The 16,154-nt window shown below is 62.1% G+C and carries 12 protein-coding genes; 4 read left to right on the top strand and 8 right to left on the bottom strand.

Features of this window, described 5'->3' with window-relative positions:
- Positions 1-10 precede the first annotated feature (10 nt).
- The 3 genes from GAL_RS14490 to GAL_RS14480 form a co-directional block, all read right to left on the bottom strand.
- Complete coding sequence (locus tag GAL_RS14490) at positions 11-3,676, bottom strand: translocation/assembly module TamB domain-containing protein (RefSeq protein WP_024098316.1); 3,666 nt, start codon at positions 3,674-3,676, stop codon at positions 11-13.
- Positions 3,673-5,616: an autotransporter assembly complex protein TamA gene (locus tag GAL_RS14485; protein ID WP_024098315.1), complete on the bottom strand. Its 1,944-nt coding sequence runs from the start codon at positions 5,614-5,616 to the stop codon at positions 3,673-3,675. The genes GAL_RS14490 and GAL_RS14485 overlap by 4 nt, the downstream gene beginning before the upstream one ends.
- Before the next feature lie 158 nt (positions 5,617-5,774).
- Complete coding sequence (locus GAL_RS14480) at positions 5,775-7,007, bottom strand: urate hydroxylase PuuD (protein ID WP_024098314.1); 1,233 nt, start codon at positions 7,005-7,007, stop codon at positions 5,775-5,777.
- A 180-nt stretch (positions 7,008-7,187) separates the two neighbouring features.
- On the opposite strand from GAL_RS14480, the gene GAL_RS14475 reads away from it, so the two are divergent.
- A complete protein-coding gene (locus GAL_RS14475) occupies positions 7,188-8,162 on the top strand; it encodes a LysR family transcriptional regulator (RefSeq protein WP_024098313.1) in 975 nt (324 codons plus the stop codon).
- Between the two features lie 84 nt (positions 8,163-8,246).
- Here the strand turns inward: GAL_RS14475 and uraH are convergent, their stop codons facing one another.
- Complete coding sequence (gene uraH, locus GAL_RS14470) at positions 8,247-8,618, bottom strand: hydroxyisourate hydrolase (RefSeq protein ID WP_024098312.1); 372 nt, start codon at positions 8,616-8,618, stop codon at positions 8,247-8,249.
- A 154-nt stretch (positions 8,619-8,772) separates the two neighbouring features.
- Between uraH and puuE the strand changes: the two genes are divergently transcribed.
- From puuE to GAL_RS14455, 3 genes are all read left to right on the top strand, one after another.
- A complete protein-coding gene (puuE, locus tag GAL_RS14465) occupies positions 8,773-10,188 on the top strand; it encodes an allantoinase PuuE (protein ID WP_024098311.1) in 1,416 nt (471 codons plus the stop codon).
- Between the two features lie 43 nt (positions 10,189-10,231).
- Complete coding sequence (locus GAL_RS14460) at positions 10,232-10,717, top strand: ureidoglycolate lyase (protein ID WP_024098310.1); 486 nt, start codon at positions 10,232-10,234, stop codon at positions 10,715-10,717.
- 140 nt (positions 10,718-10,857) lie between these two features.
- Positions 10,858-12,285 (top strand): uracil-xanthine permease family protein, encoded by a 1,428-nt coding sequence (locus GAL_RS14455; protein ID WP_024098309.1) that lies wholly within the window; start codon positions 10,858-10,860, stop codon positions 12,283-12,285.
- Positions 12,286-12,388: 103 nt separating this feature from the next.
- Here GAL_RS14455 and GAL_RS14450 read toward each other — a convergent pair whose 3' ends face one another.
- The 4 genes from GAL_RS14450 to GAL_RS14435 all read right to left on the bottom strand — a co-directional run bounded on the left by GAL_RS14450 (position 12,389) and on the right by GAL_RS14435 (position 15,944).
- Complete coding sequence (locus GAL_RS14450; protein ID WP_040104107.1) at positions 12,389-13,450, bottom strand: type I glyceraldehyde-3-phosphate dehydrogenase; 1,062 nt, start codon at positions 13,448-13,450, stop codon at positions 12,389-12,391.
- Positions 13,451-13,498: 48 nt separating this feature from the next.
- Positions 13,499-13,999, bottom strand: a complete 501-nt coding sequence (locus tag GAL_RS14445; protein ID WP_024098307.1) for a hypothetical protein — start codon at positions 13,997-13,999, stop codon at positions 13,499-13,501.
- Between the two features lie 110 nt (positions 14,000-14,109).
- The gene (locus GAL_RS14440; protein WP_024098306.1) at positions 14,110-14,940 is read right to left on the bottom strand and encodes a bifunctional allantoicase/(S)-ureidoglycine aminohydrolase; all 831 of its coding nucleotides are present in this window, start codon (positions 14,938-14,940) and stop codon (positions 14,110-14,112) included.
- Between the two features lie 185 nt (positions 14,941-15,125).
- Positions 15,126-15,944 carry an IclR family transcriptional regulator domain-containing protein gene (locus GAL_RS14435; RefSeq protein WP_040104106.1) on the bottom strand — a complete coding sequence of 273 codons (819 nt, stop codon included), beginning with the start codon at positions 15,942-15,944 and terminating at the stop codon, positions 15,126-15,128.
- Between the last annotated feature and the right edge of the window lie 210 nt (positions 15,945-16,154).

Here is a 16,154-nt window from a genome sequence, read left to right as displayed (position 1 = left end):
AGGGCGCGCGTCAATAATCGCGCTTGAAGAAGAGACCAACGCCGGTTTCGCCCTCGCCATCAACCTTGCCTGTGACGGTCAGGCTTTTGCTGACATCCAGGTTGATGCTCAGCTCGCTGTCGCCGCGGGTGTTAACGTTGAAATCGGTATAAACGTTCTCGGACACATAGCCGCCGATATCCAGAAGTCCCGCGCCAAGGTTGTCGAGCCCGAGTTCCACATTGCTGGCCCCGGTCTCGTCCCGCAGCTTGCCCTCGGCGCGATTGCTGCCACCTCGTCCACTGAGGGTGGCGACCGATCCGGCCAGTCGGGCCAAGGCCAAGGGGGACAGATCCTGAATGTTGTCTCCGAACAGCAACAGCGCCAATGCCTCCTCGCTGGGACGTTCCGGGTCGGAAGTCACTTTGATGGAGGGGCTATCAATCAGCCCGGAAAGCTCCAGCGTCGCGGTGCCTTCGGAGGTTGCGGCGGAGGAGCGCAGCAGCAGGTAGGGGCGCAAATCGCCCTGCAGAGTGATCTGCCCCTCATCCAGCGCCAATCGCCGTCCCAGAATATCGAAGGTGCCCCGGATCAGGCTGATCTGGCCAGCGGGCGCCAGATTGGCGGTGCTGCCACGCAGCTGGATCTGGCCACCCAGTTCGGCGCGTACACCGCGCCCACGGGCATTGATGCGATTTGGCGCGCTGATTAGCACATCCAGAAGTGTCCGGCCGGACCCACCGCTGCCACCATTGCCGCTGTCGATCAGACCGGCCCAGGAACGGGTGCGGCGCACCTCTGCGGGTTCGCCCTGATGCCGTATGTCGGGGATTGGGGCGGCGGTCACAGAACCGCCGGCGGTGGCCAGGTTGATGTTGGTCTCGCCGACATCGATTCGCCCGGACAGGCGGTTGGTACCAATCAGAGCACCGGAGAGTGTCAATGCACCGGACAGCTCGGTTTCATAGGAGAGTTGGTCGCTCAGCCCGATATTGGCCAGGGCGATCTGCAATTGAGCATCAAAGGGTGCGATTAATCCGACCGGTCCGCTAACACGCAGCTGGCCACCATCACGAGGCGCAGCTGTCAGCTGAATATCGGCTCTGGATCGCGCGATAGAGACTGTTGCGTTGATGGCGTCGATCCGCTGCGCTGCGGCTGGAATGGCCAATGAGGTACCGCTGGTGCGGATCTGACCGCTCAGATTTGCAAGCGATGGCTCGCCCTTCAGAGACAGATCAAATTGTGCCGGGCCACGGATCAGATTGGGGGAAATGAACGGGTTCAACCCTTCCAGCCGCAACTGCCCTTTGGCATCGATATCGGCGCGGCCCTGCACCTCGTCCCAGCTGCCCGCGACGGTGCTGGTGACACCTGCCGGGCCAATGGCGCGGCTATTGATCTGCCACACCCCGTCTCGGCGACGCGCGGTGCCCTCGGCGGTCAACCGTCCCGGCAGTCCGGGCACAAACCGCTGCACTTCGGCCACCAGCGCGTCAAAGGTGATATCGGCGTCGCCTTTGTTCTCTGAGACCGTGCCATCAAGATCCGCAGACAATCCCGCCGGTCCTTCTGCCGCGCCATCAAAGGTCCAAACCCCGGCGCGGCGGCTGGCGGTGCCCTTGGCGCTCAGGGAGCCCGCAAGGGTTGGCACAAAGCGTTCCAGCGCATTGATTGCCGCATCGAACTGAAGATCGCCGTCGCCGTTGGTCGTCATCTGACCGGTCAGCTCTGCACGTGAGGATTTGGGCCCTCGCAGCTCTGCAACGCCAGAGAACGTCTTGTTGTCACGGGTGATCTCGGCGCTGAACGCTAAGGGGCCGGGGGCCTGTGGCAGGACCTTCTCCAGCTGTTTCAACGTTGCCCCTAGAGACAGCTGGCCAGAGGTGCTGCCCAGTTGCCCGTTTGCTTGGGCGGTCAGCGCCTTTGCGTCCAGATCAAACCGATCAATCCGCAGCCCGGCCTCATCGCGCGCGGCCTTCAGTGCGATGGTGGTGGTGCCGCCGATCAGATCGTCAACCGGTTTTAGCCCGGCAGAGAGATCCTGCCCCAGCACCGACAGATCAATGTCAAACGCCCCCGAAAGCGGGGTGGCAGAGCCAACAGCGGTGGCTGTCATCCGCCCATCCAGCGATTGCCCTGCAAGGCCTGAGAACCGGGCGAGGTTCTGGGCGTTGGCTTCGATATCGGCCGCAATCCGCAGCCCGCTTTCCAGCCCGTCGATGGTCATCGCACCGGTGGCACCATAGTCTGTGCCCAAAAGCAGCATATCGGTGATCCGCAGCGCCCCCGGGCCATCCGTGGTCACCCGGCCGTCAAAGGTCAGAGCGCTGCCAAGAGCCTCAGCCAGCGCGGGATCTGTGGGCACCAGTCCGGTCAGCGCTGCCGCGATCTGCCCATCCAGTGACAGACTCTGAGTTTGATCCAGAGTGCCGGTCATCTCCAGTTCAGCGCGGGCAAGACGTAGGTCCGGATTGTTGAGCCGTTCCATTTTTGCGGCCACGGTCCAATCACTTCCCGCCGGTTTTTCCGCGCGCAGGGACAGGTCCGCGACGGTGGTGGAGCCGCCTGCCACCGGCAATACAACGGCCTCCTGTCCGGGCGGCGGGGTCACATCGGCGCGCAAATCGGCGCTTTCCAACGCCCCACCGGCGGCAACCTCCACAAAGCCTGAGATATCCAGTGCCTGCGTCGTGAGGGCCAGATCGTCGATCATGACACCACCCATGGCACGGGTCTGACCGTGCAGCCGGGCACGCATATCGGGGCCGAAAAAAGGTTGATAGACCGGATCAACCAGTTCTGTGATATCGCCGGTCAGGTCGGCGCGAAATCCGATTGGGCGGCTGCCTTGCGTTGGGTCCGCAGGGGCATCGCCCGCCGCCGCAAGCACCACAGTGCCGCCGATGCGGCGTGCGCCATCAGTATCCAGCGTCAGATCGGCGCTGAAATCCTCAACCGGGCCGCTGCCTTGCAGGGCAAGACGGATATCGGGTCCGCCGGGCAGGGCCAATGCGGTGGAAACCAGCCCGCCATCGTCCTCCTCCAGGATCATATCAACGGTGATCGTGCCGGTGTCATTGGCAAACCCGGCCTTGAGGTCGAGCCGGTCGCTGTCACGGTCAAGGCGGGCGATCTGCAAGGCGCTGTCGAGCGTGCCATCGGCCAGGCTCATGGATCCATCAAGGCTCAGCACAGCTGCAACCCCGATCAGATCCTGCCCGAGGGTGAGACGTCCCACCTTGATTTCGCCTATGTTGATCGACACCGGCAGCTCGGGCAGCTGGAACGGCGCTGCCTCGGGGGTTGGCAGATCCGGATCTTCCAGCGGTGCAGCCGGGGCGCGCACAACATGGATGCGATCTGCCTTCAGCGTATTGACGGAGAAATCGCCGCGCAGCAGGCCCAGCCGGTTCCAATCCAGCTCAGCGCCTTCGATGGTCAGCCAGATGCCCTCGCTATCCGCCACCGTCAGCTTTTCGAGCGTGGCTTGTGAGGACAGCGCCCCTTCCAGTCCGGTAACGCGGATGGAGCGGCTCTCACCGGAGAGCGTGTCTTCCAGAAAATCGACCAGCAAGCCGCCGGACTCTTCGCGCTCCTGCGCAAGGGGCAGTGTTGGGGCGAGGGTCAATGTGGTCGCAAATAGCAGTGGCGACAGCAGAGCGGCAGGGTGAAGGGCTGCGAGGAGATGTTTCAAAATGCCTGTCCTATGCCGATATAGAATTGCAAGCCATCGTCGCTGCCGCCGTCCACCGGATAGGCGAGGTCGAGACGAATGGCGCCGATCCCGGCGACGTCATAGCGCAGGCCAACGCCGGCCCCGGCATGGCGGGCCGAGTCCGAGGAGACAAAACTATCCGCGTCTACCAGACCGACGTCATAGAACCCGACAAGGGTGAACTTCTCACCGATACGGCCTCGCACTTCGCCCGACAGCGCCAGATATCCACGCCCGCCAGAGGTGCCACCACCCGCAGATACGCCCAGCGACTGGAACTCGTGACCGCGCACAGAACCCGCGCCGCCCGAGTAAAATAGCAGGGTGGGCGACACCTCGGAGAGCGACGGACCGATCACCGATCCCATCTGCAGCCGTCCCGCCAGCACGATACGGTCGTCACTGCCAAAACCTTTGTACGCGCGCCCATCAAATTTCAGCTGCAGGCCGGACTTGCTGCCATCAATCCCGATGAAGGGAACAGCGCGGGCGTCAAGGTAATAGCCGCTGGTGGCGCTCAGGCTGCTGTCGCGCCCGTCATATTCCGCCCGCAACTGCCCGACCAGATATTTGAACCGTCGCTTGCCAAAGACATCTTCGGCCAGGACGCTCTCAAACCCCAGGGCCGCCTCGGCAAAGAGTTTATCGGAATAGACCCGCCGGACACCCACAGCGCCCAGGCCACGGGTGGCAGAGTAATGTTCCTCGTCCAGCTTCTCTGCCTCAAGCAGGTAGAACTGGCTGTCATCGGGACCAAAGGCGGCAGGCCGATCCAGACGCACAGCGACACGCCCGTCAAGGTCATTGGCGCTGCCGATCCCGGAAAGACGGGCCTCAAACCTCAGCCGCTCCGCGCCGCCAAACAGGTTGCGGTGCATCCAGGAGCCGCTCACCTCCAGCCCGTCGGAGGAACTCAGCTCCGCCCCAAAGGTGAAGCGCCGTGGCGGTTGATCTTCGATCCGGGCAACATAGTCCAGGGTGCCGTCGGGATTGGCGCGTTCAACGGGCCGAATGGTGACAGCGGAAAACGCACCCGTGCGGCGCAGCCGGGTTGCGGATCTGGACAGAAGATCGGGGTGAAACACCTCACCGGTCGGGAAGCCAGCGATCCGCTGGATCGCTTCCGCCCGTACGGCGGAGGGGTTGGCCAGTTGCAAGCGGCCAAAGCGCAGCTGCGGGCCGGGGGCCAGACGCAGGTTGGCATTCAGCCGTGCCGCTACATGGTTGGCGGTGATCGACTGGCCGCCGACCTTGGCCTGCGGGTGGCCGGCATAGCGCCAGTTCTCTACCCCTGCATTCGCCGCATCGCGCAGCACCGCAGTGGTTGCGGTGCGCCCGGTGGCAAAATCTTCGGGAATATCGACAGTGCGTTTTTGCGGCAGGGGGGCGATTTCGGCGGTGCCGAAGGTGAATTTCTGCCCTGCTTTTACTGTGATCTCAATGGACTTGATCTCGCGCGGCAGGTTCAGTGGCTGGATCCTTGCCGCCTCGCGTCCGTCGACGCGGATTTGCACCACGGGTGAGAAATACCCCTGATCATAAAGCACCTGAACCAGTGTCCGGTAATCGGACAATGCGGCGGCCATCAAGGGCTGCACGCCGGTCTCCCCGCGGTCACTGGTGGCCAGTGTTGCAGAGGCATCCTGCAACAGGTCGCGCAGATCACCGTCCGATCCGGGCGCAACCAGCCGCGTCTCCGCTGCCGAGAGTGCCGCAGCGCTGCCAAGGCTCAGGCTCGCGGCGCCGATCATGCAGCGACCAAACCGGCCCAAACGACCACGGCGGGATATACCAAAAACGGAGCGGAGGAGGGCACGGCAGTAGAACATAAAGGCTCCGAACAGACAAAATCGGCCCTGAGCCTCCGACAGATATCTGGTGCCGCTGGCAAACATGGGGACCGGGATCACACCTAGCATAGGGCAAACCCGAAGTGTAACGTCAATGGAGCATGAAGAGTTCCCGGGTATTTTCCGTTCAACTCTCTGAAAGCGGGCAATGTGTTCCGGCCTGTGGACGTGAGCGCAGGATCAGTGGCCCGTATCACCGATCCGGATCAGGCGCTGCAAGGCGCAGTTTACATCTGCGCTGCGCGGAACCAGCGGCGGATTGCGGCGCGGTCCTCTGGCTCCATATAGGTGATATTGGCCGGCGGCATCGCATGGGTCACACCGGCCTGCATGTAGATCTCGCCCGCACGGCGGGCCACATCCCCCTCCGTTTCCAGTAATACCCCCTTGGGTGCGGTGCGGATGCCGTCCCAGAATGGCTCGCGCGCGTGGCACATGCTGCACCGCCCCATGACAATCTCATGGACCTGCTCAAAGCCTTCGGTGTTGGCCATGGTCAGCGCGGTACCACTCAGCGCGGCCTCTTCCTGCACGTCGTCGTCCTCATGCTCAAGCCCCAGTGAGGACAGGATGATCACCCCCAGAAACAGCAGTGCCGTGGCCAGCCAGGTCCAGGTGGGATCCCCCGCGCGGGCATGGCGGGTGTTGAAATAATGCCGGATGGTCACGCCCATCAGGAATACCAACGCGGCGATCAGCCAGTTGTACTCACTGGCAAAGGCCAGCGGGTAGTGGTTCGACAACATCAGAAACACCACCGGCAGCGTCAGATAGTTGTTGTGAGTAGAGCGCAGCTTGGCGATCTTGCCGTATTTGGCATCCGGCGCGCGACCCTCTTGCAGGTCCTTCACCACGATACGCTGGTTGGGCATGATGATGAAGAATACATTGGCGGTCATGATTGTGGCGGTGAAGGCGCCAAGATGCAGCATCATGGCACGGCCTGTGAACACCTGATTTAAGCCCCAGCCCATGGCCACCAGCATCACGAACAGCAACACCATCAACAGGGTCGGGCGCTCGGCAAGGCCCGATTTGCACAGCCGGTCATAGACCAGCCAGCCCACAGACAGCGTCGCCGCCGAAATCAGGATCCCCTGCCACAGCGCCAGATCTGCCTTGGACTGATCAATCAGATAGAGCTCACCACCCACCCAATAGACCACCATCAACAGGGCGAACCCGGAGAGCCATGTCATGTAGCTTTCCCATTTGAACCAGGTCAGGTGATCGGGCATCTCAGCAGGGGCCACCAGATACTTGCGGATGTGGTAAAAGCCGCCGCCATGAACCTGCCATTCCTCGCCATGGGCGCCCACCGGCAGGTCCGGTGCCTTGCGCAGCCCCAAATCCAGCGCGATGAAATAGAACGAGGACCCGATCCAGGCGATGGCGGTGATCACATGCAGCCAACGGATGGCAAATCCCAGCCAATCCCACATCATCAACAGCTCAAACATTCAAATCCGGTCCTTTGTCGCCCTTGGGATCTGTGACCGCAGGCTTGGTTGCATCTCATCCTTCGCGGCGGGCAGCCCCGCTACGCAGCTCAGTCACCCTAGGCAAACCGGGGTTTCTTCGGTATTCCCATATACTGCCAAACTGTATCAAAAATTCTGGAACAATCGCAGGCCTCTGTCATGTCTTATCTCGACAATATCCGCACCTTTGTCCGAGTCTATGAACTGGGGTCGATGTCAGCCGCTGGGCGTGACCTCAGGGTGTCGCCAGCTGTGACCTCAGCGCGGATCTCACAGCTGGAGGAGTATCTCGGCGTGCGCCTGTTTCAGCGCACCACCCGCAATCTGACTGCAACGGAACAGGGACGGGCGTTTTATGACGGGGCCGTTGCGGTGCTGGATGCGGTGGATGAGGCCGAGGCCAAGGTGATGCATCTGACCGATACGCCGCGGGGGACGCTGTTTGTGGCGGCACCTCTGGGCCTTGGGCGGCGGTTGTTGGCGCCACAGACGCCGGAGTTTCTGGCGACTTATCCCGAAATCAACCTGCGCCTGCGCCTGTCTGATCGGGCCGTCGATCTGACCAGTGAGGGGCTGGATCTGGCGTTTTTCCTTGGTCAGCCAGAGGATAGCAATCTGCGTATCCGAAAGATTGCTGACTGCCAGCGGGTGCTGTGTGCGTCGCCGGCCTATGTGGCGCGGCGTGGCTTGCCTGCCGATGGGACAGCCCTGTTGCGTGATGGCCACGACTGTCTGAACCTGCGCTATCCGGGGGCGAGCGAATTTCAGTGGCTGCTGCAGACCAGCGAGGGCCCGCGCCGTTTCGCGGTGAGCGGTCGCTATGAATGTGACGACGGCGATGTCTTGACCGATTGGGCGCTGGCAGGGGAGGGCGTGGTGCTGAAACCGCTGTTCGAGGTGGCCGAACATCTGGCCGCTGGGCGCTTAGTGCCGGTTGCGGAGGCAACACCGCCGGTGCCGGTGCAGCTGGCCTGCCTTTATACGCATCGCCGCCATCAGGACCCCAAGACGCGCCTGTTCATGGAGTATATGACCGCGCGGCTGGCTGCGGCACTGCGCGCCGATGGGGCCCAGTCGGCTCGCAATATGGATGACGGCTCCGGGGCTGATCAGGCGGAGACGCCACCCGCCTAGGGCAACAGCCCCTCCCGCCCGCTGCAGCCCTCCTGCCGGAGGGCCGCTGCAGTTGGGCATGGCCGCGCCAAGGCGCGGCGGTGCTTAACTGCCGCGGTAGGTGGAATATCCAAACGGCGACAGCAGCAAGGGCACGTGGTAATGCGCGCTGTCATCGGTGATGCCAAAACGAATGGGAACCTCATCCAGAAACAGCACCTCACCAGAGGCCTGCCCGCTGGCCCGCAGGTACTCGCCGGCCTCAAACACCAGTTCATATGTGCCTGTCACAAAGTCCTTCTTTGGCAGGATCGGGCTGTCGGTGCGCCCGTCAGCGTTGGTCAGCATGCGGGCAAGCTCTGTCCGCCCGCGCTCGTCCAGCCGATAGAGCCGGATTGGCAGCCCCGCCGCTGGGCAGCCTCGAGCAGTGTCCAGCACATGTGTGGTGAGATAGCCGGGCTCAGTCCTTGTGGTCATTCTGTATCCTCCTGCTGTCGCGCTACCTCTGCCTGATGGGGCAGGGCGCTGCAAACCTGTGAGATCTGATAGTGTATTCGGGAATATTTGAAAAATCGCGATGATCTTCTGCCATATTAATGACTGACAGTCGTTTGCAAAGAGGCCCCCGGCAATGAACAGATATCCCCGCAACATGATCGGCTATGGCGCGACGCCGCCCGATGCAGCCTGGCCAGGCAAGGCCAAGGTCGCGGTGCAGTTTGTGCTGAACTTTGAGGAGGGCGGTGAGAACAGTATCCTGCATGGGGACGCGGGATCAGAGGCATTCCTCTCAGATATCGCAGGGGCCGCATCTTGGCCGGGGCAGCGCCACTGGAACATGGAGTCGATCTACGATTATGGCGCGCGGGCTGGCTTCTGGCGGCTGCATCGCATGTTCACCGCCGCGGATATTCCGGTCACCATCTACGGCGTTGCCAGCGCTTTGGCTCGGGCGCCTGAACAGGTTGCCGCGATGAAAGCCGCCGATTGGGAAATCGCCTCCCACGGGTTGAAATGGGTCGAACACAAAGACATGGCGGAAGAGGAGGAGCGCGCCGCCATCGCCGAGGCGATCCGCCTGCATACGGAGGTTGTCGGCACGCGCCCGCGCGGCTGGTACACCGGCCGCTGCAGTGAAAATACCGTCCGTCTGGTGGCTGAAGAGGGCGGCTTTGACTACGTTTCCGACACCTATGACGACGATCTGCCCTACTGGCTGGAAGTGGGCGCGCGGGATCAGCTGATCATCCCCTACACGCTCGAAGCCAACGATATGCGCTTTGCCACCGCACCGGGTTACATCACCGGAGAGCAGTTCTATCAGTACCTGAAGGACGCTTTTGACCTTCTTTACACCGAGGGTGAGGCGGGCGCGCCCAAGATGATGTCTGTCGGGCTGCATTGCCGTCTGATCGGCCGCCCGGGCAAAGCGGCGGGGCTGAAGCGGTTTATCGACTATATCCAGGGCTTTGACGGCGTGTGGTGTCCGCGCCGCATCGATATCGCCGACCACTGGGCCAAAACCCATCCGCATCAGCGCCGCGAGTTGCCCAGCCAGATGACACGTGCACGGTTTGTCGAGGCCTATGGCGGTATTTTCGAACATTCACCCTGGATTGCCGACCGGGCCCATGATCTGGAGCTGGGGCCTGCGCATGATCGCGCGGCGGGGCTGCATAATGCGCTCTGTCGGATGTTCCGCTCCGCCAGCGAGGAGGAGCGGCTGGGCGTGCTGACCGCGCACCCGGATCTGGCGGGCAAACTGGCCGCTGCCAAGCGATTGACCGCCGAAAGCACCAATGAACAGGCCTCCGTCGGGCTGGATGCGCTGACGGACGCGGAACGCACACGGTTTACGCAACTGAACACGGCCTATGTGGAAAAACATGGCTTTCCCTTCATTATTGCAGTGCGCGACCATGATAAGGCGTCGATTTTGGCCGCGTTTGAACGGCGTATCGACCATGATCGAGCCAGCGAATTTGCCGAAGCCTGCCGACAGGTGGAGCGGATCGCGGAATTCCGGCTGAAGGATCTGCTGCCATGACCTGCCTACCGTCCTTTGGGTGTCCCATATACGGGGACCCGCGATGAAAACCGTTGAAATCCAGCCCATCAGCGCTGAGGGGTTTGCCCGCTTCGGGGATCTTGTCGATTGCAGCGGAGCACCGGACAAAATCATCAATCAGGGGCTCTGTGGGCGATACCATGACCGCGCGCAACTGGACTTCAGTACTGGCCGCGCGGGGTTGAGCCTTTTCAACGCTGAACCGCGCGCGCTGCCGATGCCTTTGTTGATGGTGGAACGCCATCCGGAGGGCAGCCAGGCCTTTATCCCGATGAGCGAGACCGGATTTCTGGTCATCGTCGCGCCGGATGCGGGCGGCGCACCGGGGGAGCCGCTGGCCTTTGAAACGCGGCCTGGCCAGGTCATCAACTTCCATCGGGGCACCTGGCACGGGGTGTTGACGCCGCTGACCGCACCGGGGCTGTTTGCCGTTGTGGACCGGATTGGCGGCGGGGCCAATCTGGAAGAGCATTGGTTCGACACCCCCTATCAGGTGATCCGACCGTAACCGCACAAACAAAGGCGCAGTGCCCCACCGGGCCTTGCGCCTTTTTCTTTCCCATAAGGCACTCCGCCGAACGAGAGTGCTGACACACCGCAAACCAAGACGGACCAACAGACCGTATATCCACAGAGAGGGACAAATTCATGGCCGACGGCTCAATCGGAACGCCAGCCCAGCTGCGCGATCCCAACTACACCCCACCGCTGGCAAAGGCGGTGCCTCTGGGCATCCAGCACGTGCTGGCAATGTTCGTATCAAACGTGACCCCTGCGATCATCGTGGCTGGGGCGGCAGGTTTTGGATTTGGTTCCAACTCCCCGGACTTTCCGGAACTGCTCTACCTGATTCAAATGTCGATGTTGTTTGCCGGGGTGGCAACGCTGCTCCAGACGCTGACCATCGGGCCGGTCGGCGCGGCGCTGCCGATTGTGCAGGGCACCAGCTTTGCCTTTCTGCCGATCATGATCCCGCTGGTCGCGGGCAAGGGGGTGGATGCGCTAGCCGCCCTGTTTGGCGGCGTGCTGATCGGCGGGTTGTTTCATGCGGTATTGGGCCTGTTCATCGGGCGCATCCGCTTTGCCCTGCCGCCTCTGGTCACCGGGCTGGTGGTCACCATGATCGGTCTCGCGCTGGTCAAGGTGGGGATCCAATACGCGGCTGGTGGCGTGCCTGCGATTGGCACACCGGAATATGGCTCGCTGCTGAACTGGTCCGCTGCGTTGGTGGTGGTCATCGTCACCTTGGGGCTGAAGTTCTTTGCCCGTGGGATGTTGTCGATCTCGGCGGTGCTGCTGGGGCTGATTGTGGGGTATCTCTATGCAATGATGATGGGCATGGTCACGGTTGAGGCCATCGGCAACAGCTGGTCGCGCGCCAGTGCCTTTGCGCTGCCGGTGCCGTTCAAATACGGAATTGAGTTCTCCTTTGCAGCGATCCTCGGCTTTTGTCTCATGGGGCTGGTCTCGGCGGTGGAAACCGTCGGCGACGTCAGCGGCATCGCCCGCGGGGGCGCAGGTCGGGAAGCCACGGATAAGGAAATCGCCGGGGCGACCTATGCCGATGGTTTCGGCTCCGCGCTGGCGGGTGTGTTTGGTGGCCTGCCCAATACCTCCTTCAGCCAGAACGTTGGCCTGATCGCCATGACCGGTGTGATGAGCCGCCATGTCGTGACAATTGGCGCGCTGTTCCTGATCCTCTGCGGGCTGGTGCCCAAGGTCGGCGCGATCATCCGCACCATTCCGATTGAGGTGCTGGGTGGCGGCGTCATTGTCATGTTTGGTATGGTGGTGGCTGCCGGGATTTCGATGCTGTCGGATGTGGACTGGAACCGCCGCAATATGGTGATCTTTGCGATCTCGCTCTCGATTGGCCTTGGCTTGCAGCTGGAGCCGGGGGCGGTGCAGCACCTGCCGGACACGCTGCGGATCCTGATGACCTCTGGCCTGTTGCCAGCGGCGCTGATCGCCATTGTCCTGAACCTGCTATTGCCGCAGGAGCTTGCCAGCGAATCCACGGAGGAAGTCTCTGGCGGTCTTTCCGGTCAGGGCCGGGGTAGCCTGCCGGGGGAATAGCGTCGGCTGGACAACGACAACACAAAAAGGGCCGCAGCAGATTTGCGCGGCCCTTATTTATTGCTGAACGGATGCCAAATCTGATTGGCCCAGATTTGGCGCTTTATGCACCCCTGGCCATCAACTGGGCCATATCCAGCATCCGCGCGGAAAAGCCCCATTCATTGTCATACCAGCCAAACATCCGCAGCTGATGAGCGCCTGTCACCCGTGTTTCCGGCCCTGCGATAACCAGCGATTCGGGGCGCGCCCGCAGGTCTGACGAGACCAGCGGTTGATCGGTCCAGCCCAGCACGGGCGTGGCTTCGACGGCGGCGCGCAATATGTCGGCAATCCGATCATCCTGCATCGGCCGCGCTGTCTGTACCACCAGATCCACAGCCGATACGCTGGCAGTTGGGACCCGCACAGCAGCGCCGCTGATCCGGCCTGCCAGATGCGGCAGTACCTCGTCAATCAGATGGGTCGCGGAGGTCGTGGTCGGCACCATCGACAGCGCGCCGCCTCGCGATCGGGCAAAATCCCCTCGCGGCGCATCGACCATCGGCTGCGAATTCGTATAGCAATGGATCGTGGTCATATGGGCGCTGTTGATGCCCAGCTCCGCGTCCAGCAGCTTGACCAGCGGGGCCAGCCCATTGGTGGTGCAAGAGGCGTTGGAGATGATCTTGCCATCCCCCAGCTCCGCCTCATTTGCGCCCAGAACAATCGTGCGTTCAGCCGCCGGAGAAGGGCCGGAAATCAGCACCTTGCGCGCCCCCGCGGAAAGGCCGCGCCCTGCCACATCTGAGGTTCGCGCGATACCGGTGCATTCCAGCACCACATCAACACCCGACAGGTCCAGCGTACTGAGGTCGGCGGTCTGATGAAACCGGATCACGCGGTCGGCAATGCACAGACTGTCGCCGTCGATCACCACCGGATCGGGATAGGGGCCAAAGGTGCTGTCGTATTGAAACAGATAGGCGCACATGTCCAAAGGCGCGATATCGTTGATGCAAACCAGCTCAATCCCAGCGCCGCGCGGCGTGGTCAGGATCTGGCGCAGAATAGCGCGGCCGATACGGCCGAATCCGTTGATTGCAAGTTTCATGGCCAAGCTATGACAGGGCGCGGCATCCGGCTCAATCCGCAACAGCGGCAATCGGCCCTCTGTTTCGGTCACATTTTCCCGCGCGGTGTTTCAATGGGCTGCTGTCGGTCTGATCGGGGTTTAACGACAGACCAGATCCGCGAAATATGTCCCGTTGATCGAGCGCACCATTGTATCGATCCGTGCGCGGCAACCGGTCGCCGCATAAAACGCACGCACCGCCTGTTTGGCGGTCAGAACCGCAGGTGGGCGCAGCGGATCAAATTCTGCATTCTGGCGCTGCGCCATGTAACGCCCAGAGCTGAGACGACCGTCTTCACTGTGGTTTTCAACCACCGGGGCAACGTGCCAGCTACGCCCCAGAACCTGAACCACGCTTACCTGCACCGCAGGGTCTGATCCGGCACCGGCTGCGGTCGGCAGGGGCAGAAAGGCAGGGCCAAGGGCGATTGCCAGCGCGAGACCACACACGCGCCGGACGGCATATGTGCGCAGGTATCCGGGCCTTGTCTGGACAGGCGTGGCACGGGGCGCCGGCGCCCTGCGATGGCTGCCCGGATGCACCAGCAGGGCCGTTAGCCCCAGAGCCAAGGCTGTGAATGCGGCAGGTAAGATCAACATGGGCGCAGGTTCCGTTAGGGCGGGCCGGGACTGGCCCGCGTTAAGGGTTCAGTTTCTCCTGACACCTTAACGGTGCTGGGCGTTCTGGCAATGGCTGCGCGTCGCTTTGGTTAGCGCGGTGGGCTCAGCGGCATGTGCCGGTTGACGTCCTTGTAAAGCAGATAGCGGAAGCGCCCCGGCCCACCCGCATAGCAGGCTTGCGGGCAGAAGGCGCGCAGCCACATGAAGTCACCGGCCTCCACCTCGACCCAATCCTGATTGAGCCGATAGACCGCCTTGCCCTCCAGCACATAAAGCCCGTGCTCCATCACATGGGTCTCTGGAAATGGAATGACCCCACCGGGTTCAAAGGTGACGATGGTGACATGCATATCATGTGACATGTCTGCCGGATCGACAAAGCGGGTGGTGGCCCAGCGGCCCTCTGTGTCCGGCATCACTGTTGGCGCGATGTCACGTTCATTGGTGATCAGTGGTGCGGGTTTTTCAAGGCCGGGCGCGGCTTCCCAGCGTTTGCGGATCCAGTGAAACCCGGCCGCGCTGTTGCTGCTGTTGTGCAGGATCCAGTCCGCGCCTGCAGGAATATAGGCATAGCCGCCCGGCGTCAGAATATGCTCGGTCCCATCAAGGGTGAGACCAATCTCGCCCTCCGTCACGAACAGCACGGATTGTGCGGCGCTGTCATGTTCGGGCGCGTCGGATCCACCACCGGGCTGCAGTTCGACAATATATTGCGAGAACGTCTCGGCAAAACCGCTCAAAGGGCGGGCGATCACCCACATACGCATACCCTGCCAGCCCGGCAGATAGGATGTGGTGATATCGCGCATCGTGCCCTTGGGGATGACTGCATAGGCATCGGTGAACATGGCGCGGTCGGTCAGCAGCTGGTCCTGCCCGGGGTGGCCTCCCTGAGGGGTGTAATAACGCGGCGCGGTCATCGGCGGTCCTTTCGTGATGCACGCCGCATTTATGCGGGCTTGCAGGGGGCGCTCCAAGAGGCGCGCTGCGGATAACATCCTTCGCGAAATTTTGAATATCGGGCTGCGAGGCGGCAGCTGGTGGCAGTGATGGCTCGTGAATCAGGGCAGGGGGCCGCATCTGCCCCTATGCGCTGCATATCTGGTTACAGATCCGCCAGCGCCTGACTTTGGCGCAGTTCGGCAGCACAGAGCTGCAATGCGCGCAGCGAGGTTTCCGTATCCTGCGCCGGGTTCACCCCGCGCGGGGAGGAGCTGCCAACAACAATCGGTCGCTGCTCCGGGCGCGACACCGGCACCGCATAGCCGATAATGCCGGTTTCAAACTCGCTGTCAGTCACCGCATAGCCCTGCTGCCGCACTGTCGTGACCCGCTCTAGGATCTGCTCCGGCTCGGTCAGCGATTGTTCGGTATGGCGGGGGATGTCCGCCGTTGCCAGTGTTTCAGCGGCGGCGTCTTCCGGTAGGCATCCCATCAGCATCCGACCCAGACTGGTGTGGACCAGCGGAATATGTGCGCCGGCCGTAAACCCGTAGGTGACAGGTGCATGTTCGACAGTGGACTGTGCCAGCAGCAGCACGCGCCCCTGATCCAGCGTTGCAAGGGTGATTTCCGCACCCAGACTACGCGCATGACGGTTGAGTACCGGCTGCACCTTGCGGCCAAATTGATTGGCCTGAAGAAAGCCGCCGGACAGTGCCAGCACCTGCGGTGTCAGTGACAACACGCGGCCTTGCTGGCGGAGATAGCCCGCCTGCACAAGCGTCAGTGCCCCGCGCCGCGCGGTGGCGCGGTCCTGGCCAGTGCGTCGGGCAATATCGGCCAGTGTCAGCGTCGGCGTTGCTGCATCGAATGCAGCCAGAACGGCCAGCCCCTTGGCGAAGCTTGAGGAAATATTTCGGTCTTGTTCACTCATTGTTTCTTCCACAAATACGCGGCCGCGCTGCTCCGTCCACCGAACTATGCAAGCGCACTAGGCGCGTTCCTATGCCTGTGCGTACTTGGCGCTACTTCCATTGAACCCTCTGCATGATCGACGCGGTTTTTGTGTCCCTGTTTTTGCCACCTTGGGTAGTATGTTGATTTTGTTCTTTAGCTATGTGCGGAAATCCTTGCTAAATTCGCGGTTTTTCCACTTGGCTCCTGATAAGAGACTGGACCTGAACTAGTTTTT

Origin of the sequence: Phaeobacter gallaeciensis DSM 26640 (assembly GCF_000511385.1) — a bacterium.
Lineage (GTDB): Bacteria > Pseudomonadota > Alphaproteobacteria > Rhodobacterales > Rhodobacteraceae > Phaeobacter > Phaeobacter gallaeciensis.
Note: the sequence above shows the minus strand (reverse complement) of the source record. Positions and strands in the feature narration are given on the sequence as shown.

What these genes read in the sequence shown, in the direction of transcription:
- GAL_RS14440 (WP_024098306.1), bottom strand. Translation starts at nt 14,940, where the DNA reads ATGACCGCGCCGCGTTATTACACCCCTCAGGGAGGCCACCCCGGGCAG.
- GAL_RS14455 (WP_024098309.1), top strand. Translation starts at nt 10,858, where the DNA reads ATGGCCGACGGCTCAATCGGAACGCCAGCCCAGCTGCGCGATCCCAAC.
- GAL_RS14480 (WP_024098314.1), bottom strand. Translation starts at nt 7,007, where the DNA reads ATGTTTGAGCTGTTGATGATGTGGGATTGGCTGGGATTTGCCATCCGT.
- GAL_RS14475 (WP_024098313.1), top strand. Translation starts at nt 7,188, where the DNA reads ATGTCTTATCTCGACAATATCCGCACCTTTGTCCGAGTCTATGAACTG.
- GAL_RS14485 (WP_024098315.1), bottom strand. Translation starts at nt 5,616, where the DNA reads ATGCTAGGTGTGATCCCGGTCCCCATGTTTGCCAGCGGCACCAGATAT.
- uraH (WP_024098312.1), bottom strand. Translation starts at nt 8,618, where the DNA reads ATGACCACAAGGACTGAGCCCGGCTATCTCACCACACATGTGCTGGAC.
- GAL_RS14445 (WP_024098307.1), bottom strand. Translation starts at nt 13,999, where the DNA reads ATGTTGATCTTACCTGCCGCATTCACAGCCTTGGCTCTGGGGCTAACG.
- puuE (WP_024098311.1), top strand. Translation starts at nt 8,773, where the DNA reads ATGAACAGATATCCCCGCAACATGATCGGCTATGGCGCGACGCCGCCC.
- GAL_RS14460 (WP_024098310.1), top strand. Translation starts at nt 10,232, where the DNA reads ATGAAAACCGTTGAAATCCAGCCCATCAGCGCTGAGGGGTTTGCCCGC.